Raw genomic sequence first — 24,676 nt, forward strand, 5'->3', positions numbered from 1 at the left:
CGGGTGTTCGGCGTTATTTTTGTTGTGGATTTGCCCCTCACCTCAGCCCTCTCCCCGAGGAGAAGGGGCTGATTTGTGTGCTTTTCAAATCCTGAGTTCAACTCGGAGTTTCGCGTTGGCGTATCTCCCCCAAACACCTCGGTCAGTCCCCTCTCCCTCTGGGAGAGGGTTAGGGTGAGGGTTTGCTTTTTGGCTGTTTAAATCCGCTGCGAAACAGCCAGAACCTTCCCACAAGGTTTTCAGGTTGTCCGTCGGACGTCCGCTCTCTAGGCTTGGGTCGTCGCTGGTTGTTCAGCGATCGGGTGTGAGAACCCGACATTCATAGTCATTCAGTGCCCAGATCCGCATAATTGCCGCCAGCAAGTTTGCTGCCTGCAAGTGCGTTATGGCGGCTCTGTGCGGGCGGGCCTATGTCCGGCCGGGTGCCTATGACCGGTTTTCTCACCCCGCACAAAGCTGCCACCTCTTCGTCGTGTGAGAAACGGCATCGAGATGGCTCAACCTCATAGGTGAAGCGCATGAGCAAACCAGTCCCCGACCCACCCGAAGAAACCTCAACCCCCCTCGAAGCCGCGCTGCGTGCCGACGATCTCGCGAAGAACCGCGAAGCCATCAAGCGTGCCCTCGATTTCTATCTCTGCCCGCCACCCGGCAAACCCCATCCACCCAGCACGATGTTTCTGGTCCAGCCCGACATCGACACCGAAAGCCTGCTGGCTCACGCCTGTGAGTCCCTTGCTTCAGCCAATACGCTGGCCAGCGATTTCGCCGATCAGCTCGGTCGTCCGCAGCGCAATACGGCGCTGGCGATTCAGCAGATCATCATGCTGGCGGAGCTGGCGGTGAATCGGGCGCTGGATCGGGTTGATCCGCACGCTTGAGATCGCGTCATCGTTCTTCGCGAGCAGGCTCGCTCCCACATTCAAATGCGTTCAACCTGTGGGAGCGAGCCTGCTCGCGAAGCGGTGGATCATTCACTACAAAACCCGGACACAAAAAAACCGGCAACCATTTACTGATTGCCGGTCCTTCATTCAGCCAAGCTCAAATCACTGCATCAACACTTCAATCGAGCCATCAGCGGTCATGCTGACCTGGCTGGTGCCGGCTTCTACTTCCGGGGTCACCGGGGCGGAATCCATGGCCGCGGCTTTCATCATCATCGGCGCGCGCAGGTACGGTTGTGGGTAACCGTTGCTGTTGAGGTTCAGGTTGACGATTTTGTAGCCTTTGCCGCCCAGGGCGTCGGTGGCCAGTTGGGCGCGGGTCTTGAAGGCGGTGACGGCTTCTTTGAGCAACTGGTCTTCGCTGGCCTTGCGGGTCGGGTCGGCGATGGCGAAGTCCATGCCCCCCATTTTCAGGTCGGTCAGCAGCTCGCCGGTGAGTTTGGACAGGGCGGCGAAGTCGGTGCTTTCCAGGCGCAGTTCGGCGCGTTCGCGCCAGCCGGTGATTTTCTGGCCTTTGGTGTCGTAGATCGGGTAGCTGTTGCGGCTGCCCGTACGCAGGGTGATGTCTTTGACTTGCTTGGCCTGGGCGGTGGCCTTGTTCATGGTGGTGCTGATGGCGGCGGCGAGTTTGGCCGGGTCGGTGTTCTGCTCTTCGGTGTAGAGCGTCACGATCATCTGGTCGCGGGCCACTTCCTGGCTGACTTCGGCGCGCAGGGAAATCTGGTTGTAGTGCAGCTCATCGGCGGCCAGCGCCGGAAGGCTGGCGACGCTGCCGACGGTCAGGGCGAGGAGGGCGGCGCTGCGGCGAAATGTGTGCATGAAGGCTCCTTGAATGAGGCGCAGGTGATGGGTCGCGGCCTGCGTGAACCATCAGACTCTAACTTCTATGATCCGGTTCGCCCAGTTACAACTTCTATACAGATACCTGCGCGCAGTGGGGAGTGCTTCTGTGGCGAGGGGATTTATCCCCGATCGGCTGCGCAGCAGGCGCAAATCCGGCTGATACGGTATGTCTGGTTAAATGAGGTCGCATGATTTGGGGCGGCTCCGCCACCCAGCGGGGATAAATCCCCTCGCCACAATGATCTCCAATAGCCTTCGGAATTTTCTTCAACTCAGATGAATTCTTCATCGTCGCCATGTGGTCGTTTGCCGCACTTTCGCCTCTGAACCCCGCGGCTTGGTTATACTCCGTGCGATCCGCCTGGAGCGCTCATCAGGAGAGCTCATGCTCGCCCCCGTACAACTGACTTCCGCCACTCGCCAGAACCTCTGGCGGCTGACTTTCATCCGCACCCTGGTGCTCGCCGCGCAGGCCGGGTCCGTGGGCCTGGCCTACTGGCTGCAATTGTTGCCTTTGCCGTGGGTGCAATTGGCGATGACCCTGGGCTGTTCGATTCTGCTCTGCGTGTTCACTGCCGTGCGCCTGCGCACATCGTGGCCGGTGACCGAGCTCGAATACGCGCTGCAACTGGCCTGCGATCTGGTGATCCACAGTGCGCTGCTGTATTTCTCCGGCGGTTCGACCAACCCTTTCGTTTCCTATTATCTGGTGCCGCTGACCATCGCGGCGGTGACCTTGCCGTGGCGTTATTCGGTGATTCTGTCCGGTATCGCGCTGGCGCTGTACACGCTGATGCTGACGCGTTTCTATCCGCTGGAAACCCTGCCGGTCGCCCGTGAGAATCTGCAGATCTACGGCATGTGGCTGAGCTTTGCCCTGGCTGCTGCGGTCATCACGTTCTTCGCCGCGCGTATGGCTGAAGAGCTGCGCCGGCAGGAAGAATTGCGCGCGATTCGCCGCGAAGAAGGCCTGCGCGATCAGCAGCTGCTCGCCGTTGCGACCCAGGCCGCCGGGGCTGCGCATGAGCTGGGTACGCCGCTGGCGACCATGAGCGTGTTGCTCAAGGAAATGCAGCAGGATCACCCCGATGCACTGCTGCAGGACGATCTGAAAGTGCTGCAGGATCAGGTCAAGCTGTGCAAGGAAACCTTGCAGCAACTGGTCCGTGCCGCCGAGGCCAATCGGCGTCTGGCGGTGGAGATGCAGGACGTTACCGACTGGCTCGACGAAGCGCTGAACCGCTGGCACCTGATGCGCCCGGAAGCCAGTTATCGCTTCCAGCGTCTCGGTCAGGGGGCGGTGCCGCGCATGGCGCCGCCGCCGGATCTGACCCAGGCATTGCTGAATCTGCTCAACAATGCAGCCGACGCCTGCCCGGAAAATCTCCAGGTGACCCTCGACTGGGACGCAGAGACTTTGACGATCAGCATTCGCGACCACGGCGCCGGTGTGCCGCTGGCCATCGCCGAGCAGATCGGCAAGCCGTTTTTTACCACCAAGGGCAAAGGTTTCGGCCTGGGCCTGTTTTTGAGCAAGGCCAGCGTGACACGCGCCGGCGGCTCAGTGAAACTCTATAGTCATGAGGAAGGCGGCACGCTCACCGAGCTGCGCCTGCCCCACGGCGCCCGAGGAGACCAACATGAGTGACGAAATCCAAGTCGAAGGTGAAGAACTGCCGCATCTGCTGCTGGTCGACGACGACGCGACCTTCACCCGCGTCATGGCCCGCGCCATGGCCCGTCGTGGCTTTCGCGTCAGCACTGCCGGTTCCGCTGAAGAAGGCCTGACCATCGCCCAGGCCGATCTGCCTGATTACGCTGCGCTGGACCTGAAAATGGACGGCGACTCCGGTCTGGTCCTGCTGCCCAAGCTGCTGGAACTCGATCCGGAAATGCGCGTGGTGATCCTCACCGGTTATTCGAGCATTGCCACGGCAGTCGAGGCGATCAAGCGTGGCGCCTGCAACTACCTGTGCAAACCCGCCGATGCCGACGACGTGCTGGCCGCGCTGCTGTCTGAGCACGCCGATCTCGACAGTCTGGTGCCGGAAAACCCGATGTCGGTCGATCGTCTGCAATGGGAGCACATCCAGCGCGTGCTCACCGAGCACGAAGGCAATATTTCCGCCACGGCCCGCGCGCTGGGCATGCACCGCCGCACCCTGCAGCGCAAACTGCAGAAGCGCCCGGTGCGTCGCTGAACCTGCGCTGAACGACTATCGCCAGCCCTCGCGATGAATCGCGCCGATCATCTATGATCGGCGCGTGTCCGTTCTTTTTACTATCGAGCCTTATCCATGAATCAGAACGCTGAATATTCCGCGGTCAACGATGCTGTGCGCGGGCAGTTTTTTCGCAAAGTCTGGGCGATGACCACGCCTTACTGGCGCAGCGAAGAGAAGGGCAAGGCCTGGACGTTGCTGATTGCCGTAATTGCGCTGACGCTGTTCAGCGTGGCGATTTCGGTGTGGATCAACAGTTGGTACAAGGATTTCTACAACGCTTTGCAGAGAAAGGATGAAGCCGCGTTCTGGCAGTTGATTCTGTATTTCTGCGGCATCGCGACCGTGGCGATTCTCGGCGCGGTGTATCGGTTGTATCTGACGCAGATGCTGACGATCCGCTGGCGGGCGTGGCTGACCGAAAAGCACTTCAAGCGCTGGCTGGACCACAAGAATTACTACCAGCTGGAGCAGGGCGGTTATACCGATAACCCCGACCAGCGGATTTCCGAAGACCTCAACACTTACACCGCCAACACCCTGAGCCTGGGCCTCGGGCTGCTGCGCACGATTGTCAGTCTGGTGTCGTTCTCGATCATTTTGTGGGGCGTGTCGGGCAGTATCGAAGTGTTCGGCATCGAGATTCCCGGCTACATGTTCTGGTGCGCACTGTTGTACGCGGCGGTCGGCAGTTGGCTGACGCATTTGATCGGTCGCCGTCTGATCGGTCTGAACAACAAGCAACAACGCTTCGAAGCAGACCTGCGTTTTTCCATGGTGCGCGTGCGTGAGAATGCGGAAAGCATCGCCTTGTACAACGGCGAACCGAATGAAAACCGCCGCTTGAGCAATCGCTTCGGACTGGTTTGGCACAATTTCTGGGACATCATGCGCGTGTCCAAGCGCCTGACGTTCTTCACCTCCGGCTACGGGCAGATCGCAATCATTTTCCCGTTTGTCGTCGCCGCACCGCGCTATCTGTCCGGCAAGATCGAACTGGGCGAGCTGATGCAAATCAACTCGGCGTTCGGCAACGTGCAGGAGAATTTCAGCTGGTTCATCACCGCCTACTCGGATCTCGCCGCGTGGCGCGCCACCTGTGATCGTTTGCTGAGTTTCCGTCAGGCCATGAGCGACAACGAACAACGCACCCCGGCCATCGACGTGCAGAATCAGGGCAGTGAGTTGCAGGTGCACAACCTCGGCCTGGATCTGGCCGATGGTCGTCACCTGCTGGCCGACGCTGACATGACCGTTGAACCGGGTGAGCGCGTGATGCTCAGCGGCCGTTCCGGCAGCGGCAAGTCGACACTGCTGCGAGCGATGGGGCATTTGTGGCCGGCGGGGCACGGCAATATTCGTTTGCCGGCGGCGCGTTATCTGTTCCTGCCGCAGAAGCCTTATCTGCCGATCGGCACATTGCGTGAAGCGTTGAGTTATCCACAACCGGGCGATACCTACGCGCCAGAACGTTATGCACAGGTGCTGGAAACCTGCCGTCTGCCACACCTGGTCGGGCGGCTGGATGAAGCCAATCACTGGCAACGCATGCTCTCGCCGGGTGAGCAGCAACGCCTGGCCTTCGCCCGCGCGCTTCTCTACGCACCGCAATGGCTGTACATGGACGAGGCTACATCGGCGATGGATGAAGAGGACGAGGCGACCTTGTATCAGGCGTTGATCGATGAGATTCCGGGGCTGAGCATTGTCAGCGTCGGTCACCGAAGCAGTTTGAAACGATTCCATCCACGGCACGTCCGGATCGACAGCGGTCGTCTGGTCGAACAGGCCATAACTGTCTGAACACCCACCTGTGGGAGCGAGCCTGCTCGCGAAGGGGTCATATCGGTCGACGAATCTGTCGTCTGAACCACCGCTTTCGCGAGCAGGCTCGCTCCCACAGTGGGGCAATGTGATCTGCCCGGTGATCGTACAACCCGCTTGAGCTATGATGGCGCCAAGCCGAACTTTCGAGACAAGATGCAGACCATGGAAAAGCTGATCGACACCCCGCGCCTCCCCCGCAAGCGCCGCAGCCTCGCCCAGGAATTGGTGACGGTGTTGAGCGAGCAGATCCGCGATGGCCTGCTCAAGCGTGGCGACAAGTTGCCCACCGAGTCGGCGATCATGGAAGCCCATGGCGTCAGCCGCACCGTGGTCCGCGAGGCAATTTCCCGTCTGCAGGCCGCCGGCCAGGTAGAAACCCGCCACGGCATCGGCACCTTTGTTCTCGATACGCCGAGCCCGAGCGGTTTCCGCATTGATCCGGCCACCGTTGTCACCCTGCGTGACGTGCTGGCGATTCTCGAATTGCGCATCAGCCTCGAAGTCGAATCCGCCGGCCTTGCCGCGCAACGCCGCAGCCCCGAACAACTGGCAACCATGCGCGCCGCCCTCGACGCCTTGAACGAAAGCGCCTCCCATGCCAGCGATGCGGTGTCGTCGGACTTCGCTTTCCACCTGGAAATCGCCCTGTCCACCGGCAACCGCTACTTCACCGACATCATGACGCACCTGGGCACCAGCATCATTCCACGTACGCGGCTGAACTCGGCGCGGCTGGCCCACGATGATCAACAGCACTACATGAGCCGCCTGAGCCGCGAGCACGAGGAAATCTACGACGCGATTGCCCGTCAGGACTCCGATGCCGCGCGTGCGGCGATGCGTCTGCACCTGACCAATAGCCGTGAAAGACTGCGCCAGGCTCATGAGGAGGCGCAGGCGCAGCGAAGCTGAGTCTTACGCCTCTATGCGCATTCGCAGCGGCAGCGAATACGGCTCCATGCTCGACTCATCGCGAAACTTGTAACGCAGCTCCACCTCGCGGTTCAGGTACGGTTGCAATGCCTCTTTCGGCAGCTGCACCTCGATGTCGAGCAACTTTTCCATTTCATCCTCGGCGTCGTCCCAGGCGCCAGTGTCCACCTCATCACCTTCCCATTCAGGTTCCTCGGCATCGCTGCCGAGGACCGCGTAGACGCTCCAGTTTGCTGCGAAATCGCTGGAATCCGGGACCTGCACGGTGAGGATGTCCGGCAATTGCGAGAGCTGAAGCGTCACGCAATCGTCTTGCGCAGGGGCGACGTGGGTGAGGGTGGGGGCGGCAAAATGCATCGACATAGCGGCTTCCTTTGTGTGGTCCGCCACGATCCTTCGTGGCAGTCGACGTACTTTACGAGCCGCAGGTCGCCTCAGAATTAAACGAATCCAGACCAGATATTTCAGCCCTCGAACGCGTCAAGCGCGAGCCTTTTAGCCATTTCATAAAGCGCAAAAGCCAATCTTGTCCGACAAAAAAGCCCTGGCAACGATGAAATGCAGTTGACGGTTATTTTTTAAGTTGTACGATGACCTACAACTTCGGCGAAGGCTGAACGGTCCACTCACAATAAAACGTTGCTACCAGGGTGTTCGAATAATGAATCCACAAGAACTGAAGTCCATCCTCTCTGCCGGCCTGCTGTCTTTCCCGGTGACCGATTTCAACGCGCAGGGCGATTTCAACCGCGCGGGCTACATCAAACGCTTGGAATGGCTGGCTCCGTATGGCGCTTCGGCTCTGTTCGCCGCCGGTGGCACCGGTGAGTTCTTCTCCCTGGCCGCCAGCGAATACTCGGAAATCATCAAGACTGCCGTCGACACCTGCGCAACCAGCGTGCCAATCCTCGCCGGCGTTGGTGGTTCGACCCGCCAGGCCATCGAATACGCTCAGGAAGCCGAGCGTCTGGGCGCCAAAGGTCTGCTGCTGCTGCCGCACTACCTGACCGAAGCGAGCCAGGACGGTGTTGCCGCCCACGTTGAAGCCGTGTGCAAATCGGTGAAGATCGGCGTGGTCGTCTACAACCGCAACGTTTGCCGTCTCACCGCGCCGCTGCTGGAACGTCTGGCCGAGCGCTGCCCGAACCTGATCGGCTACAAGGATGGCCTGGGCGATATCGAGTTGATGGTGTCGATCCGTCGCCGCCTCGGTGATCGCTTCAGCTACCTGGGTGGTCTGCCGACCGCTGAAGTCTACGCCGCTGCCTACAAGGCTTTGGGCGTGCCGGTGTACTCCTCGGCGGTGTTCAACTTCATCCCGAAAACCGCGATGGACTTCTACCACGCGATCGCTCGCGAAGATCACGCCACCGTCGGCAAGATCATCGACGACTTCTTCCTGCCGTACCTGGACATCCGTAACCGCAAGGCCGGTTACGCCGTGAGTATCGTCAAGGCAGGTGCAAAAATCGCCGGCTATGACGCAGGTCCGGTGCGTGCGCCGCTGACCGACCTGACCGGCGAAGAGTACGAAATGCTCGCCGCGCTGATCGACAAGCAAGGCGCGCAATAAGCGAGAAAAGCGAGGCCGCTGAGCAATCAGCGGCTTTTTGCGTGAAGGCTTTTAGAGTTGAGGGCTGCCCTGTGACAACTGCAAAACGCTACGACAACTACATCAATGGCGAATGGGTCGCCGGTGCCGATTACTCGGCCAACATCAACCCGTCCGAACTCAGTGACACCATCGGCGATTACGCCAAGGCTGACCTGACCCAGGTCAACGCCGCCATCGACGCTGCCCGCGCTGCGTTCCCGGCGTACTCCACGTCGGGCATCCAGGCTCGTCACGATTCGCTGGATAAAGTCGGCACGGAAATTCTCGCCCGTCGCGAAGAGCTCGGCACGCTGCTGGCCCGTGAAGAAGGCAAGACCCTGCCGGAAGCGATCGGTGAAGTGACCCGCGCCGGCAACATTTTCAAGTTCTTCGCCGGTGAATGCCTGCGTCTGTCCGGTGACTATGTGCCGTCGGTACGCCCGGGCGTCAACGTCGAGGTCACTCGCGAAGCGCTGGGCGTGGTCGGTCTGATCACGCCGTGGAACTTCCCGATCGCCATCCCGGCGTGGAAAATCGCTCCGGCCCTGGCCTACGGCAACTGCGTCGTGCTCAAACCTGCCGATCTGGTTCCGGGCTGCGCTTGGGCGCTGGCCGAAATCATCTCCCGCGCGGGCTTCCCGGCCGGTGTGTTCAACCTGGTAATGGGCAGCGGTCGCGTGGTTGGCGAGGCGTTGGTCAACAGCCCGAAAGTCGACGGCATCAGCTTCACCGGTTCGGTGGGCGTTGGCCGCCAGATCGCCGTCAACTGCGTTTCGCGCCAGGCCAAGGTGCAGCTGGAAATGGGCGGCAAGAACCCGCAGATCATTCTCGACGACGCCGACCTCAAGCAAGCGGTCGAGCTGTCGGTGCAGAGCGCGTTCTACTCCACCGGCCAGCGCTGCACAGCGTCGAGCCGTCTGATCGTCACCGCCGGCATTCACGACAAGTTCGTTGAAGCGATGGCCGAGCGCATGAAGTCGATCAAGGTCGGCCACGCGCTGAAGGCCGGCACCGACATCGGTCCGGTGGTCTCCCAGGCGCAGCTGGAACAGGACATGAAGTACATCGACATCGGCCAGTCCGAAGGTGCACGTCTGGTCAGCGGCGGCGGTGTGGTGACTTGCGACACCGAGGGCTACTTCCTCGCGCCAACGCTGTTCGCCGACAGCGAAGCGTCGATGCGCATCAGCCGCGAAGAGATCTTCGGCCCGGTGGCCAACATTGTCCGTGTGGCCGATTACGAAGCTGCGCTGGCAATGGCCAACGACACCGAATTCGGCTTGTCGGCCGGCATCGCCACCACCTCGCTGAAGTACGCCAACCACTTCAAGCGCCACTCACAGGCCGGGATGGTGATGGTCAACCTGCCGACCGCCGGTGTGGATTACCACGTACCGTTCGGCGGGCGTAAAGGCTCGTCCTACGGCTCCCGTGAGCAGGGCCGCTATGCGCAAGAGTTCTACACCGTGGTGAAAACCGCCTATGTAGGCTCCTGATACACGCAATACCCCTGTAGGAGCTGCCGAAGGCTGCGATCTTTGCTTCTTAAAATCAAAAGATCGCAGCCTTCGGCAGCTCCTACAGGGAATAAATGCAAGACCAAAGAAGCTTCACCCCGCATAAAAATAATCAGTGGGAGTACATCTGCATGCAATCCTCCAAGCCGACTCACGTCCGCTATTTGATCCTGCTCATGCTGTTTCTGGTGACCACGATCAACTACGCCGACCGTGCCACGATCGCCATTGCCGGCTCCAGCCTGCAAAAGGACCTTGGCATTGACGCCGTCACCCTCGGCTACATCTTCTCCGCATTCGGTTGGGCTTACGTGGCCGGGCAAATTCCCGGTGGCTGGCTGCTCGATCGCTTCGGCTCGAAAAAAGTCTATGCCCTGAGCATTTTCACCTGGTCGCTGTTCACCGTGCTGCAAGGCTTCGTCGGTGAATTCGGCATGTCCACGGCAGTGGTTGCGCTGTTCATGCTGCGTTTCCTGGTGGGCCTGGCCGAAGCGCCATCGTTCCCCGGCAACGCGCGCATCGTGGCGGCGTGGTTCCCGACCGCTGAACGCGGTACCGCTTCGGCGATCTTCAACTCGGCGCAATACTTTGCCACCGTGCTGTTCGCGCCGTTGATGGGCTGGATCGTCTACAGCTTCGGCTGGGAGCACGTGTTCATCGTCATGGGTATCCTCGGTATCGTGTTCTCGCTGGTGTGGCTGAAAGTCATCTACAGCCCGCGCGAACACCCACGCGTCAACGAGGCCGAGTTCAAGCACATCGCTGACAACGGCGGCATGGTCGACATGGATCAGAAGGGCAAGAAGTCCGACGGTCCGAAGTGGGATTACATCCGTCAGTTGCTGACCAACCGCATGATGCTCGGCGTGTATCTGGGCCAGTACTGCATCAACGGCATCACCTATTTCTTCCTGACCTGGTTCCCGGTGTATCTGGTGCAAGAGCGTGGCATGACCATTCTCAAGGCCGGTTTCATCGCTTCGTTGCCGGCCATTTGCGGCTTTATCGGCGGCGTGCTCGGCGGGGTGATTTCCGACTACCTGCTGCGCAAGGGCCATTCGCTGACCTTCGCCCGCAAGGCGCCGATCATCGCCGGCCTGCTGGTGTCGAGCAGCATCGTCGCGTGCAACTATGTTGACGTGGAATGGATGGTGGTGGGCTTCATGGCTCTGGCATTCTTCGGCAAAGGCGTTGGCGCACTGGGCTGGGCGGTGGTTTCCGACACTTCGCCGAAACAGATCGCCGGTCTGAGCGGGGGCCTGTTCAACACCTTCGGCAACATCGCTTCGATCACCACGCCGATCGTCATCGGCTACATCATCAGCTCCACCGGCTCGTTCAAGTGGGCGCTGGTGTTTGTCGGTGCCAACGCACTGGTCGCGGTGTTCAGCTATCTGGTGATCGTCGGCCCGATCAAGCGTGTGGTCTTGAAAGAGCCGCCAGCCAAGGGCGGCAATGAAGCCACCGGCAATTTGTCTCAAGCGCATTCCTGAGGAGCGGCGTCATGCAGTTGATTGAACATTCCGACTCGCCGCGCTACATCCGCCTGCACGAGCGGGACAACGTTGTAGTGGTGGTCAACGATCAGGGCGTACCGGCCGGTACCGAGTTTGCCGATGGCCTGGTCACCTTGGATTTCGTACCGCAGAGCCACAAGGTCACCCTGGAGGATATTCCTGAAGGCGGCCCGGTGATTCGTTACGGGCAGATCATCGGCTATGCCTTGCAGCCGATCCGTCGCGGCAGTTGGGTCAAGGAAGATCAACTGCGCATGCCGACCGCGCCGCCGCTGGACAGCCTGCCGCTGTCCACCGACGTGCCGGATGCGCAGGCACCGCTGGAAGGCTTCACGTTCGAGGGTTATCGCAACGCCGACGGCACCGTCGGCACGCGCAACATTCTCGGCATCACCACCACCGTGCAGTGCGTCACCGGTGTGCTCGATCACGCGGTCAAGCGCATCAAGGAAGAGCTGCTGCCGAAGTACCCGCACGTCGATGACGTGGTGGCGCTGACCCACAGTTATGGCTGCGGTGTGGCGATTACCGCGACCGATGCCTACATCCCGATTCGTACCGTGCGCAATCTGGCGCGCAACCCGAACCTGGGCGGCGAGGCGCTGGTGATCGGTCTGGGCTGCGAGAAATTGCAGGCCGGGCAGGTGATGCACGAGGATGACGCCTCGGTGGATCTCAGCGATCCGTGGCTGTACCGCTTGCAGGATTCCAGTCACGGCTTTACCGAAATGATCGAACAGATCATGGAACTGGCCGAAGTGCGCCTGAAGAAGCTCGACCAGCGCCGCCGCGAAACCGTGCCGGCCTCCGAGCTGATTCTCGGTATGCAGTGCGGCGGCAGCGACGCGTTCTCCGGCATCACCGCCAACCCGGCGCTGGGTTATGCCTCAGACTTGCTGTTGCGTGCGGGGGCGACGGTGATGTTTTCCGAAGTCACCGAAGTGCGCGATGCGATCTACCTGCTGACGTCGCGGGCGCAGACGCAAACCGTCGCCGAAGAGCTGGTACGCGAGATGGACTGGTACGACCGCTACCTGGCCAAGGGCGAGGCCGATCGCAGCGCCAACACCACGCCGGGTAACAAGAAGGGCGGGTTGTCGAACATTGTCGAGAAGTCGCTGGGCTCGATCGTCAAGTCCGGCAGCAGCGCGATCAATGGCGTGCTCGGCCCGGGCGAGCGTTTCAAGCACAAGGGCCTGATTTTCTGCGCGACGCCGGCCAGCGATTTTGTCTGCGGTACGTTGCAACTGGCGGCGGGGATGAACCTGCACGTGTTCACCACCGGTCGCGGCACGCCTTATGGGCTGGCCATGGCGCCGGTGGTCAAGGTATCGACGCGGACTGAACTGGCGCAGCGCTGGCCGGACCTGATCGACATTGATGCCGGACGCATTGCCACCGGGCGCGCTACCATCGAAGAACTGGGCTGGGAGTTGTTTCACTATTACCTGGACGTTGCCAGTGGCAAGCAACAGACCTGGGCGGAGAAGCACAAGCTGCACAACGACATCACCTTGTTCAACCCGGCGCCGATTACCTGATCGTTTCATGGAAGATCAAAAGCCCCTCACCCCAGCCCTCTCCCGGAGGGAGAGGGGGCCGACCGAGTTGTTTGGCGCTATACATCGACCTGATAAATCGGGTCGATTATGGATTCGACGATGTCATTTCAGGTCGGTGGATTGTTTAAATATCCCCCGATCGGTTCCCTCTCCCTTTGGGAGAGGGCTAGGGTGAGGGGCTTTTGCTTTATCATTGCCCCCCTGACTAAGCTCACCCAAGGCTCTCCGGCATGCTGGCAATCTTTCTTGAAACCCTGAACATCACCGCGCCGGTGTTTGCCATGCTGTTTCTCGGTGTGCTGCTCAAGCGCATCGACTGGATCAACGACAACTTCATCCACACCGCCTCGTCGCTGGTATTCAACGTGACCATGCCGGCGCTGCTGTTCCTCGGCATCCTTCACGCGGATCTGCACGCCGCGCTGCAACCTTCGCTCCTCATCTACTTTTCCCTTGCCACTCTGGTGAGTTTCGCTGTGGCTTGGGGCTGGGCGATTTTCAGGTGTCCGCGCGAAGATCGCGGCATCTACACTCAGGGTGCGTTTCGCGGCAACAACGGCGTGATAGGCCTGGCGCTCGCCGCGAGCATGTACGGCGATTACGGCATTTCCCTCGGGGCAATTCTCGCGGCGCTGGTGATCCTGTTCTACAACACCCTGTCGACCATTGTGCTGGCGGTGTACAGCCCGGTGATCAAGTCCGATCCGTGGAGCATCTGCAAAAGCGTGTTCAGCAACCCGCTGATCATCAGCGTGATTTCGGCAGCGCCGTTTGCCTATTTCAAGATCGGACTGCCGGGCTGGCTGGAGACCTCCGGCCAGTATCTGGCGCAGACCACTTTGCCACTGGCGCTGATCTGTATCGGCGGCACGCTGTCACTGGCGGCGCTGCGCAAGAGCGGCAACATGGCGCTCAGTTCCAGCCTGGTGAAGATGATCGGTCTGCCGGTGCTGGCGACACTGGGGGCATGGCTGTGGGGCTTTCGCGGGGCGGAATTGGGGATTCTGTTTCTCTACTTCGGTAGCCCGACGGCGGCGGCGAGTTTCGTCATGGCCCGGGCGGCGCAGGGCAATCATGAGCTTGCAGCAGCGATTATCGTGATGACCACGTTGATGGCGGCTATTACCACCAATGTCGGGATCTTTGTGTTGCAGTGGGGTGGGTGGATCTGACCAAGGATTTGCAGTGTCTGTCAGGGCCTCTTCGCGAGCAGGCTCGCTCCCACAGGGAAACGCATTCCAACTGTGGGAGCGAGCCTGCTCGCGAAGGCGGTCACTGCGGTTTCTGATAGCTGTCGATCACTTCCTGCGCCGCGCGAAACGCATCGATCGCCGCCGGCACGCCGGCATACACCGCGCAATGCAGCAGCGCTTCGCGAATCTCTTCCACGCTGCAGCCGTTGTTCAGCGCACCGCGCACGTGGCCCTTCAACTCCTGCGGACACTTCAACGCGGTCAGCGCGGCGAGGGTAATCAGGCTGCGGGTTTTCAGCGGCAGCCCCTCACGATTCCACACCCCGCCCCAGGCGTGTTCATTGACGAAATCCTGCAACGGCTGGGTGAACTCGGTGGCGTTGCCCAAGGCGCGATCAACGAACGCATCGCCCATGACCTGACGACGGATTTCAACCCCGGACTGCTTCGACTCGCTCATGGCACATCTCTCTTGTGGTGTTGGCGACGCCAGGCGCGGATCGATGTGAACAACAGAAACGTCAGCAGCGCCGGCAGGACATAAAACAGCATCAAGCGCTCGAGTTTGCCGGCCAGCGGCATGCCGGTGGTGAACGACACCACATGCAGCCCGTAGACCAGATACAAGCCGAGCAGCAACAAGCCTTCGGCTCGGGTCACTCGGTAGCCCGAGTAAAACACCGGAAGGCACAGCGCAGCGACGCCGAGCATCACCGGCAAGTCAAAATCCAGCGCGTTGGGGGAGACGGAAAGCGGCGTCGGTGCGAGCAGCGCGGTCAGCCCGAGTACCCCGAGCAGGTTGAACAGATTGGCGCCGATCACGTTGCCCACGGCAATGTCACGCTGCCCGCGCAGGGCGGCGATCAGCGAGGTCGCCAGTTCCGGCAGCGAGGTGCCGACCGCGACCACGGTCAGGCCGATGACCCGTTCGGACAGGCCCAGGTCGGTGGCCACGACCACGGCGGCGCCGAGCAGCAGACGGCCGGCGAACACCAGCATGGCCAGGCCAGCGAGAATCATCAGCACACTGATCAACCAGGATTGCTGCGTCTCGGTTGGTCGCTCTGTATGAGGGCGCGTCGAATGTCGCGACTGACGCAACAGCAAGCCGAGGTACAGCGCCAAAGCGCCGAGCAGCACGACGCCGTCGAAACGCCCGAGGTCTTTATTCCAGGCGAGGATGAATACCAGCAGGCTGGCACCGATCATCAGCGGGATATCCAGGCGCACCAGTTGCCGCGACACGCGCAGCGGGATGATCAGTGCCGAGAGGCCAAGGGTTACGAGGATATTGAATATGCCGCTGCCGACCACGCTGCCGACGGCGATGTCCGGGTTGTCGGTCAACGCCGCTTGCAGGCTGACGGTCATCTGCGGCGCGCTGCTGCCGAGGGCGACGATGGTCAGGCCGATGATCAACGGACGCACATGCAGGCGCTCGGCCAGACGCACGGCGGCGCGCACCATCAGCTCGGCGCCGATGAGCAAAAGACACAGGCCGCTGAGCAGTTCGATGACGTTGATCAGCGGCAGATCGGCTAGTCCGAAAATGGTCGGCGCTCCATCAGTCCAGGGCCTGCACGCGAACCCGTGCGGTGCCGCTGCGCAGCATGCCGATTTCATCGGCGGCCTCGCGTGACAGATCGATCAGTCGGCCACGGGTGTGCGGGCCACGGTCATTGATGCGGACCACGACTGATTCATCGTTTTTCAGATTGGTGACCTTCACCCGCGTGCCGAACGGCAACTGGCGGTGGGCGGCAGTCAGGGAATGCTGGTTGAACGCTTCGCCGCTGGCGGTGCGTTTACCGTGATGCCTGGCTCCGTAATAGGAGGCGACGCCGGTCTGGTCGTAACCGTGCGGGTCGATGGTGTCGGTACTGGCGCAACCGGCCAGCAGAGAGAGCAGGGCGCTGCTCAGCAACAGACGCTTCATTCAAAGGTATCCCGGATCAAATGTAGGAGTGACCTGTGGCGAGGGGATTTATCCCCGTTGGACTGCGCAGCAGTCCCAAAACTGAGAACTCGGTTTATCTGGTGCAAATCAAGCTCAGCAATTGGGGCCGCTTCGCGGCCCAACGGGGATAAATCCCCTCGCCACAGGTCCCTTCCACAGGGGATGGAGCCAGGCTTTGGATCTGGCTCCATTGGTGGTCAGCCTTCGAGCTTGCTTTTCAGCAGTTCGTTCACCTGCTGCGGGTTGGCCTTGCCTTTCGAGGCTTTCATGGCCTGGCCGACGAAGAAGCCGAACATCTTGCCGCGTTTGGCTTCGTCTGCCGCGCGGTACTGTTCGACCTGTTCGGCGTTGGCCGCGAGCATTTCGTCGAGCACGGCCGAGATCGCGCCGGTGTCGGTGACTTGCTTGAGGCCGCGCTTCTCGATGATCTCGTCAGCACTGCCTTCACCATTGGCCATCGCTTCGAACACCACCTTGGCGATCTTGCCGGAGATGGTGTTGTCCTTGATGCGCTGCAGCATGCCGCCCAGTTGCTCGGCGGAGACTGGCGAATCCTCGATGTCCAGGCCCTGCTTGTTGAGCAGGCTGCCCAACTCGACCATCACCCAGTTCGCCGCCAGTTTCGGGTCGCCACCGATGGCTGCGACTTTCTCGAAGTAATCCGCCTGTTCACGGCTGGTGGCCAGCACGTTGGCGTCGTAAGCCGACAGACCGAACTGGCTCTGGAAGCGCTCGCGCTTTTGCGGTGGCAGTTCCGGCAGGGTGGCACGCACTTCACCGAGGAACGACTCTTCGATGACCACCGGCAGCAGGTCCGGATCGGGGAAGTAACGGTAGTCGTTGGCTTCCTCTTTCGAACGCATCGGACGGGTCTCGTCCTTGTTCGGATCGTACAGGCGGGTCTGCTGGATCACTTTGCCGCCGTCTTCGATCAGCTCGATCTGGCGCTGGATCTCGGAGTTGATCGCCTTCTCGATGAAACGGAACGAGTTGACGTTCTTGATCTCGCAGCGAGTGCCGAACTCGACCTGGCCTTTCGGTCGTACCGAGACGTTGCAGTCGCAACGCAGCGAGCCTTCGGCCATGTTGCCGTCGCAGATGCCCAGGTAACGCACCAGCGCGTGGATCGCCTTGACGTAAGCCACGGCTTCCTTGGCGCTGCGCATGTCCGGCTCGGAAACGATTTCCAGCAGCGGCGTGCCGGCACGGTTCAGGTCGATGCCGGTGGCACCGTTGAATTCTTCGTGCAGGCTCTTGCCGGCGTCTTCTTCCAGGTGCGCGCGGGTGATGCCGACGCGTTTGACCGTGCCGTCTTCCAGGGCGATGTCCAGGTGGCCTTTGCCAACGATCGGCAATTCCATCTGGCTGATCTGGTAGCCCTTCGGCAGATCCGGGTAGAAATAGTTTTTTCCGGGCGAACACGTTGTGCTGGCCGATCTCGGCGTCAATTGCCAGACCGAACATCACCGCCATGCGCACCGCTTCCTGGTTGAGCACCGGCAGCACGCCGGGCATGCCCAGGTCGATCAGGCTGGCCTGGGTGTTCGGCTCGGAACCGAATGTGGTGGAACTACCGGAAAAGATTTTCGACCGGGTAGTGAGCTGAGTGTGAATCTCCAGCCCGATCACGACTTCCCATTGCATGTTTGTCTCCTCAGAAGCCGGTTGGGGTGCGGGTGTGCCAGTCAGTGTTCAACTGATACTGGTGCGCAACGTTGAGCAAACGGCCTTCCTGGAAGTACGGCGCGAGCAACTGCACGCCCACCGGCAGACCGTCGACAAAACCGGCCGGCATCGACAGGCCCGGCAGGCCGGCGAGGTTGGCGGTGATGGTGTAGACGTCTTCCAGATAGGCAGCGACCGGGTCGCTGTTCTTGGCGCCAAGCTTCCAGGCCGGGTTCGGCGTGGTCGGGCCGAGGATGATGTCGACTTCATTGAACGCAGCCATGAAATCGTTCTTCACCAAACGACGAATCTTCTGCGCTTTCAGGTAGTAGGCGTCGTAGTAACCGGCGGACAGCGCGTAGGCACCGACCATGATCCGGCGCTGTACTTCCGCGCCGAAGCCTTCGCCACGGGAGCGCTTGTACAGGTCGATGAGGTTTTCCGGGTTTTCGCAGCGGTGGCCGAAACGTACGCCGTCGAAACGCGACAGGTTGGAAGACGCTTCTGCCGGGGCGATCACGTAGTACGCAGGAATGGCGTGCTGCATGTTCGGCAGGCTGATTTCCTTGATCACCGCACCGAGCTTCTGCAACTGCTGGATGCTGTTCTGGATCAGCTCGGCAATGCGCGGGTCGAGACCGGCGCTGAAGTATTCCTTCGGCACGCCGATGCGCAGGCCTTGCAGCGACTCGCCCAGGCCGGCGGAGTAATCCGGCACCGGCTCATCGATGCTGGTGGAGTCGTTCGGGTCGAAACCGGCCATGCCTTGTAGCAGGATCGCGCAGTCTTCGGCCGTGCGCGCCAACGGACCGCCCTGATCAAGGCTGGACGCGTAGGCAATCATGCCCCAGCGCGAAACGCGACCGTAGGTCGGCTTCAAACCGGTGAGGTTGGTGAATGCTGCCGGCTGGCGGATCGAACCGCCGGTGTCGGTTGCGGTGGCGGCAGGCAGCAGGCGAGCGGCCACGGCGGCGGCCGAACCACCGGACGAACCGCCCGGCACGTGTTCCAGGTTCCACGGGTTTTTCACCGCGCCGTACCAGCTCGACTCGTTGGCCGAACCCATGGCGAATTCGTCCATGTTGGTCTTGCCCAGGGTCACGGCGCCGGCAGTGGCCAGTTTCGCAACGACAGTGGCGTCATACGGGGCTTTGAAGTTGTCGAGCATCTTCGAGCCGCAGCTGGTGCGGATGCCCTGGGTGCAGAACAGATCCTTGTGGGCAATCGGCGCGCCGAGCAGGGCGCCGCTCTCACCATTGGCCCGGCGTGCATCGGCGGCTTTCGCCTGCTCGATGGCCAGATCCTCGGTGAGGCTGATGAAACTGTTGAGCTGCGGATCGAGCTGGGTAATACGCGCCAGCAGGACTTTGGTCAGCTCTTCGGAGGAAAACTTTTTATCGGCGAGACCGCGGGCGATCTCGGCCAGAGTCATTTGATGCATTGCAGGCTCTTTCCCTTTAGTCGATGACTTTCGGAACCAGATACAGGCCGTTTTCGACCGCTGGTGCGATGGACTGGTAGGCCTCGCGATTATTCGTCTCGGTCACCACGTCGGCGCGCAGGCGCTGACTGGCTTCCAGGGGGTGGGCCAGCGGCTCGATACCGTCGGTATCAACGGCCTGCATTTCGTCGACCAGCCCGAGAATGCTGTTGAGGGCGGAAGTAATGTGCGGAAGATCGGCATCGTTGAGGCCAAGGCAGGCCAGATGCGCGATTTTTTCCACGTCGGAGCGTTCTAGCGCCATCGGGATTCTCCAGTGGAAAACAGAACGGACGGCGTCCGTGTGTTAGATTGTCGGAACACTACCGCACTTCTACGGTCATAAGGCCGCGATTGTGGGGCTTGGTGCACAGAAAAGCGGCCAATTTAACATATTGGCGCCTTGCCCAAAATCCCTGTCGTTGTTAGAGTTTGCCGCACTTTTTTACCCACGCGTTGCCTAGGGTCCCTTTCCCATGTTCAAGAAACTGCGTGGCATGTTTTCCAGCGATCTTTCCATTGACCTGGGCACTGCCAACACCCTTATTTACGTGCGCGAGCGCGGTATCGTCCTGAATGAGCCATCGGTTGTGGCCATTCGGACACACGGTAACCAGAAAAGTGTCGTTGCTGTCGGCACCGAGGCCAAGCGCATGCTCGGCCGTACGCCGGGCAACATTGCTGCCATTCGTCCGATGAAGGATGGCGTGATCGCCGACTTCAGCGTCTGCGAAAAGATGCTGCAGTACTTTATCAACAAGGTTCACGAAAACAGTTTCCTGCAGCCCAGCCCTCGTGTGCTGATCTGCGTTCCATGCAAGTCCACCCAGGTTGAGCGTCGCGCCATCCGTGAATCGGCCCTTGGCGCCGGTGCCCGTGAAGTGTTCCTGATCGAAGAGCCGATGGCTGCTGCGATCGGTGCCGGTCTGCCGGTTGAAGAAGCACGCGGTTCGATGGTCGTGGACATCGGTGGTGGTACCACCGAGATCGCCCTGATCTCCCTTAACGGTGTGGTTTACGCCGAATCCGTACGTGTCGGCGGCGACCGTTTCGACGAAGCGATCATCACCTACGTGCGCCGTAACTACGGCAGCCTGATCGGTGAATCCACCGCCGAGCGCATCAAGCAGGAAATCGGTACGGCCTACCCGGGCGGCGAAGTACGCGAAGTCGATGTTCGCGGTCGCAACCTGGCCGAAGGCGTTCCACGCGCATTCACCCTGAACTCGAACGAAGTGCTCGAGGCTCTGCAAGAGTCGCTGGCAACCATCGTTCAGGCGGTGAAAAGCGCGCTGGAGCAATCGCCGCCGGAACTGGCTTCCGACATCGCCGAGCGTGGCCTGGTGCTGACCGGTGGTGGCGCGCTGCTGCGTGACCTCGACAAGTTGCTGGCCCAGGAAACCGGTCTGCCGGTGATCGTTGCCGAAGATCCGCTGACTTGCGTTGCTCGCGGCGGTGGCCGTGCGCTGGAAATGATGGATAAGCACACCATGGATCTGCTTTCGAGCGAATAAGCTTCGAATGCAATACGTGGGTGAGCGCACAGGCAGCACTTTGCAGTGCTGCCTGTTGGCGTTTATCTTCTGTCAGTCTTCATCCAGGCCGGTTTGATGCCGTATGAATAAACAGAACATTTGCCTGGGAGGAGCGGCTTATTAAACCGCTTTTCACCAAAGGCCCTTCGTTGGGCGTGCGCCTGTTGGTGCTGGCCGTGCTCGCGGTCGCGCTGATGGTGGTCGATGCACGTTTCGACCTGCTCAAGCCCGCGCGCAAGCAAGCGTCGCTGGTGCTCATGGATGCCTACTGGATCACTGACCTGCCCGGCCGCTTGTGGGAAGGGGTCGCCAGTCAGTTCGGCAGCCGCACCGAGCTCGTCGCCGAAAACGAAAAACTCAAGACCGAAAACCTGCTGTTGCAGGGACGCATGCAAAAGCTCGCGGCCCTGACCGAGCAGAACGTTCGGCTGCGCGAGTTGCTCAACTCCTCCGCACTGGTCAATGAAAAGGTCGAAGTGGCCGAGTTGATCGGCATGGACCCCAACCCCTTCACCCATCGCATCATCATCAACAAAGGTGAGCGCGACGGCGTGGTGCTCGGCCAACCGGTGCTCGATGCACGCGGGCTGATGGGCCAGGTGGTCGAATTGATGCCGTACACCTCGCGGGTCCTGCTGCTGACCGACACCACCCATAGCATTCCGGTGCAGGTGAATCGTAACGGTCTGCGCGCGATTGCCAGTGGCACCGGCAACCCTGAGCGCCTGGAATTGCGTCATGTCGCCGACACGGCGGACATCAAGGAAGGCGATCTGCTGGTCAGCTCCGGCCTTGGCCAGCGTTTTCCGGCCGGTTATCCGGTGGCCACGGTCAAGGAAGTCATCCACGATTCCGGCCAACCGTTTGCCATTGTCCGCGCCGTGCCGACTGCCGCCCTGAACCGCAGCCGCTATCTGCTGCTGGTGTTCAGCGACAGCCGCACTGCCGAGGAACGCGCCAATGACGCGGCCCAGGCGCAGGAACAGCTCGATGCCCACGGCGGCGGCCCGATGTTGCCGGCCAGCGTGCCGAAACCGTTGATCATGCCTGCCACGCCGTCGACCGCTACCGCAGCGCCGGCCGCTGAAGCAGCGGCGCCTGCCACCACGCCTGCCAAGCCTGCCGCGAGCAAACCGCCCGCTGCCGCTCCGGCCGCTGCCAAACCGCCGGCCGCGAGCAAACCACCGGCAAAACCGCCAGCGACTACCGGGGGACGAGAATAATGGTCGGCGCGAAAAAATCCGGAAACAGCTGGATGATCTGGCTGACGTTCTTCGTCGGCATCCTGCTCAGCGTCTCACCGTTGCCGATCTTCATGGAAATCCTTCGCCCGCTGTGGCTGGCCTTGCTCGTGACCTTCTGGGCGCTGTACATGCCGCACACGGTCGGCATGGTCACCGCCTTCTGTCTGGGACTGGCCGAAGATGTCCTGCAGGGCGACCTGCTCGGGCAGAACGCGCTGATCCTGACCCTGATTACTTTCCTCGTGTTGTCGTTGCAGCAGCGTCTGCGCATGTTCCCGATGTGGCAGCAGTGCCTGGTGATCCTGGTGATCTTCGGCCTCGCACAGTTGGCGCAACTGTGGCTGAGCGCTCTGACCGGCAACCGTCAGCCAACCCTGGCGCTGGTCTTGCCGGCGCTGGTCAGTGCCTTGCTCTGGCCGTGGGTCAGCTTCGCCCTTCGCGGGATGTGCCGACGCTACAGAATCTATTGAGCCGGTGAAGCAGGGCACTGAACAGGGAGATGTTTTGATGAAACTGCTTTACCTCGCCTCCGGCTCACCGCGTCGCCGTGGATTGCTCACGCAGATCGGCGTGCAGTTCTCCGCCATCAGCGCGGACATCGACGAAACCCCGCTTCCTGAAGAGTCCCCTTCGGCCTATGTCGAACGCCTTGCGCGTGGCAAGGCTGAGGCCGGTCGCTGTTCGGTCGTCTCTGATCAGCCGTTCTGCGTGCTTGGCGCCGACACCGCAGTGGTGCTCGACGGCAAAATACTTGGCAAACCGGTGGACGAAGCCGATGCATGCGCCATGCTGATGATGTTGTCCGGCAACGAACACGAAGTGCTGACCGCCATCGCCGTGCTTGAAGGCGAGCGCTGCGAGTCGCGGGTGGTGCGCAGTCGCGTGCGTTTCCGCACCATCAGCCGCGATGAGGCCGCTGCCTACTGGGCCAGTGGCGAACCGCGCGACAAGGCCGGCGGCTATGGCATTCAGGGCCTGGGTGCGGTGTTTGTCGCCGGGCTCGAAGGCAGCTACTCGGCGGTGGTCGGCTTGCCGTTGTGCGAAACCTGCGAGGTGTTGGGCCATTTCGGCATACCCTGTTGGCAAAACCTGAACACGCCCTGAGCGTCGTACGAATCCAGATGCGGCCACTATCGTGAACATGCCTGAACGAGATCCTGCCATGAGTGAAGAGATTCTGATCAACATCACGCCGATGGAATCGCGCGTGGCGGTGGTCGAAAACGGTGTGCTGCAAGAAGTCCACGTCGAGCGCACGCAGAAACGCGGGATCGTCGGCAACATCTATAAAGGCAAGATCGTTCGCGTCCTGCCGGGCATGCAGGCGGCATTTGTTGACATCGGCCTCGATCGTGCGGCTTTCATTCACGCCGCCGAAATCTCCCTGCGTGAAGGCCCGGCGGTGGAAAGCATCAGTTCGCTGGTGCACGAAGGCCAAAGTCTGGTGGTGCAAGTCACCAAAGACCCGATCGGCTCCAAAGGCGCACGCCTGACCACACAACTGTCGATCCCTTCGCGTTATCTGGTGTACATGCCGCGCACCGCTCATGTCGGCATTTCCCTGAAGATCGAAGACGAAGCCGAGCGCGAGCGCCTCAAGCAGGTGGTCAGTGATTGCGTGGCCAAAGAAGGCATCAAGGAGGCCGGCGGCTTCATTCTGCGCACTGCTGCTGAAGGTGCAGGCGCTGATGAAATCCTCATGGACATCCGCTACCTGCGGCGCCTCTGGGACCAGATCAACGAGCAGATCAAGACCATCGCCGCGCCGAGCGTGATTTACGAAGACCTCGGCCTGGCCCTGCGCACCCTGCGTGACCTGGTCAATCCGAAAATCGAGAAGATCCGCATCGATTCCCGGGAAACCTTCCAGAAAACCACGCAATTCGTCGCCGAACTGATGCCGGAAATCGCCGATCGTCTGGAACACTATCCGGGCGAGCGGCCGATCTTCGATCTGTACGGTGTCGAAGACGAAATCCAGCGCGCGCTGGAGCGCAAGGTGCCGCTGAAGTCCGGGGGGTATCTGGTGATCGATCCGGCGGAAGCCATGACCACCATCGACGTCAACACCGGGGCGTTCGTCGGTCATCGCAACCTCGAAGAAACCATTTTCAAGACCAATCTCGAAGCGGCCACGGCGATCGCCCGGCAGATGCGCCTGCGCAATCTCGGCGGGATCATCATCATCGACTTCATCGACATGGAAGATGAAGAGCACCAGCGTCAGGTCCTGCGCACTCTGGAGAAACAGCTGGAGCGCGACCACGCCAAGACCAACATCATCGGCATCACCGAGTTGGGCCTGGTGCAGATGACCCGCAAGCGCACCCGCGAAAGCCTTGAGCAGGTGCTGTGCGAACCGTGCAGCAGTTGTCAGGGACGCGGCAAGCTGAAGACCGCCGAAACCATCTGTTACGAGATCTTCCGCGAGATTCTGCGCGAGGCCCGGGCCTACCAGGCCGAGGGTTACCGGGTGCTGGCCAACCAGAAGGTGGTCGATCGTCTGCTCGATGAAGAGTCCGGTAACGTCGCCGAGCTTGAAGGCTTCATCGGTCGCACCATACGCTTCCAGGTGGAAACCATGTATTCCCAGGAACAATATGACGTGGTGCTGCTCTGAAACCCTGCATCACCCTTCAT

At 60.9% G+C, this 24,676-nt stretch carries 22 protein-coding genes and 1 pseudogene; 15 read left to right on the plus strand and 8 right to left on the minus strand.

Features of this window, described 5'->3' with window-relative positions:
* Window positions 1-518: 518 nt before the first annotated feature.
* A complete protein-coding gene (locus ACZ9BE_RS01805) occupies window positions 519-881 on the plus strand; it encodes a DUF6124 family protein (protein WP_056782915.1) in 363 nt (120 codons plus the stop codon).
* 168 nt (window positions 882-1,049) lie between these two features.
* Here the strand turns inward: ACZ9BE_RS01805 and ACZ9BE_RS01810 are convergent, their stop codons facing one another.
* A complete protein-coding gene (locus ACZ9BE_RS01810; RefSeq protein ID WP_016771714.1) occupies window positions 1,050-1,766 on the minus strand; it encodes an SIMPL domain-containing protein in 717 nt (238 codons plus the stop codon).
* 409 nt (window positions 1,767-2,175) lie between these two features.
* Here ACZ9BE_RS01810 and ACZ9BE_RS01815 point away from each other — a divergent pair, with 409 nt between their 5' ends.
* The 4 genes from ACZ9BE_RS01815 to ACZ9BE_RS01830 all read left to right on the plus strand — a co-directional run bounded on the left by ACZ9BE_RS01815 (window position 2,176) and on the right by ACZ9BE_RS01830 (window position 6,751).
* Window positions 2,176-3,438, plus strand: a complete 1,263-nt coding sequence (locus ACZ9BE_RS01815; RefSeq protein WP_016771713.1) for an ATP-binding protein — start codon at window positions 2,176-2,178, stop codon at window positions 3,436-3,438.
* The gene (locus ACZ9BE_RS01820; protein ID WP_003221630.1) at window positions 3,431-3,991 is read left to right on the plus strand and encodes a response regulator transcription factor; all 561 of its coding nucleotides are present in this window, start codon (window positions 3,431-3,433) and stop codon (window positions 3,989-3,991) included. The genes ACZ9BE_RS01815 and ACZ9BE_RS01820 overlap by 8 nt, the downstream gene beginning before the upstream one ends.
* 96 nt (window positions 3,992-4,087) lie before the next feature.
* Window positions 4,088-5,815, plus strand: coding sequence for an ABC transporter ATP-binding protein/permease (locus tag ACZ9BE_RS01825; protein WP_476248849.1), 1,728 nt, complete (start codon window positions 4,088-4,090; stop codon window positions 5,813-5,815).
* Between the two features lie 186 nt (window positions 5,816-6,001).
* The gene (locus tag ACZ9BE_RS01830; RefSeq protein ID WP_177327011.1) at window positions 6,002-6,751 is read left to right on the plus strand and encodes a FadR/GntR family transcriptional regulator; all 750 of its coding nucleotides are present in this window, start codon (window positions 6,002-6,004) and stop codon (window positions 6,749-6,751) included.
* Between the two features lie 3 nt (window positions 6,752-6,754).
* Here ACZ9BE_RS01830 and ACZ9BE_RS01835 read toward each other — a convergent pair whose 3' ends face one another.
* Entirely contained in the window at window positions 6,755-7,135 is a 381-nt protein-coding gene (locus tag ACZ9BE_RS01835; RefSeq protein WP_056782919.1) for a hypothetical protein, read from the minus strand.
* A gap of 298 nt (window positions 7,136-7,433) precedes the next feature.
* Here ACZ9BE_RS01835 and kdgD point away from each other — a divergent pair, with 298 nt between their 5' ends.
* The 5 genes from kdgD to ACZ9BE_RS01860 all read left to right on the plus strand — a co-directional run bounded on the left by kdgD (window position 7,434) and on the right by ACZ9BE_RS01860 (window position 14,134).
* Window positions 7,434-8,345: a 5-dehydro-4-deoxyglucarate dehydratase gene (kdgD, locus tag ACZ9BE_RS01840; RefSeq protein WP_039759443.1), complete on the plus strand. Its 912-nt coding sequence runs from the start codon at window positions 7,434-7,436 to the stop codon at window positions 8,343-8,345.
* 71 nt (window positions 8,346-8,416) lie between these two features.
* Window positions 8,417-9,862, plus strand: coding sequence for an aldehyde dehydrogenase family protein (locus ACZ9BE_RS01845; RefSeq protein ID WP_041477963.1), 1,446 nt, complete (start codon window positions 8,417-8,419; stop codon window positions 9,860-9,862).
* 152 nt (window positions 9,863-10,014) lie between these two features.
* Complete coding sequence (locus ACZ9BE_RS01850; RefSeq protein WP_041477964.1) at window positions 10,015-11,376, plus strand: MFS transporter; 1,362 nt, start codon at window positions 10,015-10,017, stop codon at window positions 11,374-11,376.
* An 11-nt stretch (window positions 11,377-11,387) separates the two neighbouring features.
* The gene (gene garD, locus ACZ9BE_RS01855) at window positions 11,388-12,941 is read left to right on the plus strand and encodes a galactarate dehydratase (protein ID WP_016771706.1); all 1,554 of its coding nucleotides are present in this window, start codon (window positions 11,388-11,390) and stop codon (window positions 12,939-12,941) included.
* 251 nt (window positions 12,942-13,192) lie between these two features.
* Complete coding sequence (locus tag ACZ9BE_RS01860; protein ID WP_056782923.1) at window positions 13,193-14,134, plus strand: AEC family transporter; 942 nt, start codon at window positions 13,193-13,195, stop codon at window positions 14,132-14,134.
* Window positions 14,135-14,234: 100 nt separating this feature from the next.
* On the opposite strand, the gene ACZ9BE_RS01865 is transcribed toward ACZ9BE_RS01860, so the two are convergent.
* From ACZ9BE_RS01865 to gatC, 6 genes and pseudogenes are all read right to left on the minus strand, one after another.
* Window positions 14,235-14,615 (minus strand): carboxymuconolactone decarboxylase family protein, encoded by a 381-nt coding sequence (locus tag ACZ9BE_RS01865; protein WP_353188425.1) that lies wholly within the window; start codon window positions 14,613-14,615, stop codon window positions 14,235-14,237.
* Window positions 14,612-15,622 carry a calcium/sodium antiporter gene (locus ACZ9BE_RS01870; RefSeq protein ID WP_375123754.1) on the minus strand — a complete coding sequence of 337 codons (1,011 nt, stop codon included), beginning with the start codon at window positions 15,620-15,622 and terminating at the stop codon, window positions 14,612-14,614. The genes ACZ9BE_RS01865 and ACZ9BE_RS01870 overlap by 4 nt, the downstream gene beginning before the upstream one ends.
* A gap of 97 nt (window positions 15,623-15,719) precedes the next feature.
* The gene (locus ACZ9BE_RS01875; protein ID WP_056782925.1) at window positions 15,720-16,091 is read right to left on the minus strand and encodes a septal ring lytic transglycosylase RlpA family protein; all 372 of its coding nucleotides are present in this window, start codon (window positions 16,089-16,091) and stop codon (window positions 15,720-15,722) included.
* A gap of 218 nt (window positions 16,092-16,309) precedes the next feature.
* Window positions 16,310-17,756, minus strand: a pseudogene (gene gatB, locus ACZ9BE_RS01880) (Asp-tRNA(Asn)/Glu-tRNA(Gln) amidotransferase subunit GatB).
* Between the two features lie 10 nt (window positions 17,757-17,766).
* Window positions 17,767-19,218 (minus strand): Asp-tRNA(Asn)/Glu-tRNA(Gln) amidotransferase subunit GatA, encoded by a 1,452-nt coding sequence (gene gatA, locus ACZ9BE_RS01885; protein WP_476248850.1) that lies wholly within the window; start codon window positions 19,216-19,218, stop codon window positions 17,767-17,769.
* A gap of 16 nt (window positions 19,219-19,234) precedes the next feature.
* A complete protein-coding gene (gene gatC / locus ACZ9BE_RS01890) occupies window positions 19,235-19,522 on the minus strand; it encodes an Asp-tRNA(Asn)/Glu-tRNA(Gln) amidotransferase subunit GatC (protein WP_024011606.1) in 288 nt (95 codons plus the stop codon).
* A 211-nt stretch (window positions 19,523-19,733) separates the two neighbouring features.
* Between gatC and mreB the strand changes: the two genes are divergently transcribed.
* The 5 genes from mreB to rng all read left to right on the plus strand — a co-directional run bounded on the left by mreB (window position 19,734) and on the right by rng (window position 24,656).
* Complete coding sequence (gene mreB, locus ACZ9BE_RS01895) at window positions 19,734-20,771, plus strand: rod shape-determining protein MreB (RefSeq protein WP_002555108.1); 1,038 nt, start codon at window positions 19,734-19,736, stop codon at window positions 20,769-20,771.
* 140 nt (window positions 20,772-20,911) lie between these two features.
* Window positions 20,912-22,015: a rod shape-determining protein MreC gene (mreC, locus tag ACZ9BE_RS01900; protein WP_076565845.1), complete on the plus strand. Its 1,104-nt coding sequence runs from the start codon at window positions 20,912-20,914 to the stop codon at window positions 22,013-22,015.
* The gene (gene mreD / locus ACZ9BE_RS01905) at window positions 22,015-22,506 is read left to right on the plus strand and encodes a rod shape-determining protein MreD (protein ID WP_056782930.1); all 492 of its coding nucleotides are present in this window, start codon (window positions 22,015-22,017) and stop codon (window positions 22,504-22,506) included. Before mreC ends, mreD begins: the two co-directional genes overlap by 1 nt.
* 37 nt (window positions 22,507-22,543) lie before the next feature.
* Window positions 22,544-23,140 (plus strand): Maf family protein, encoded by a 597-nt coding sequence (locus ACZ9BE_RS01910; protein ID WP_476248851.1) that lies wholly within the window; start codon window positions 22,544-22,546, stop codon window positions 23,138-23,140.
* A 58-nt stretch (window positions 23,141-23,198) separates the two neighbouring features.
* A complete protein-coding gene (rng, locus tag ACZ9BE_RS01915) occupies window positions 23,199-24,656 on the plus strand; it encodes a ribonuclease G (RefSeq protein WP_016771696.1) in 1,458 nt (485 codons plus the stop codon).
* The last annotated feature ends 20 nt before the right edge of the window (window positions 24,657-24,676 follow it).

It is taken from the genome of Pseudomonas sp. TE9122 (genome assembly GCF_056278925.1).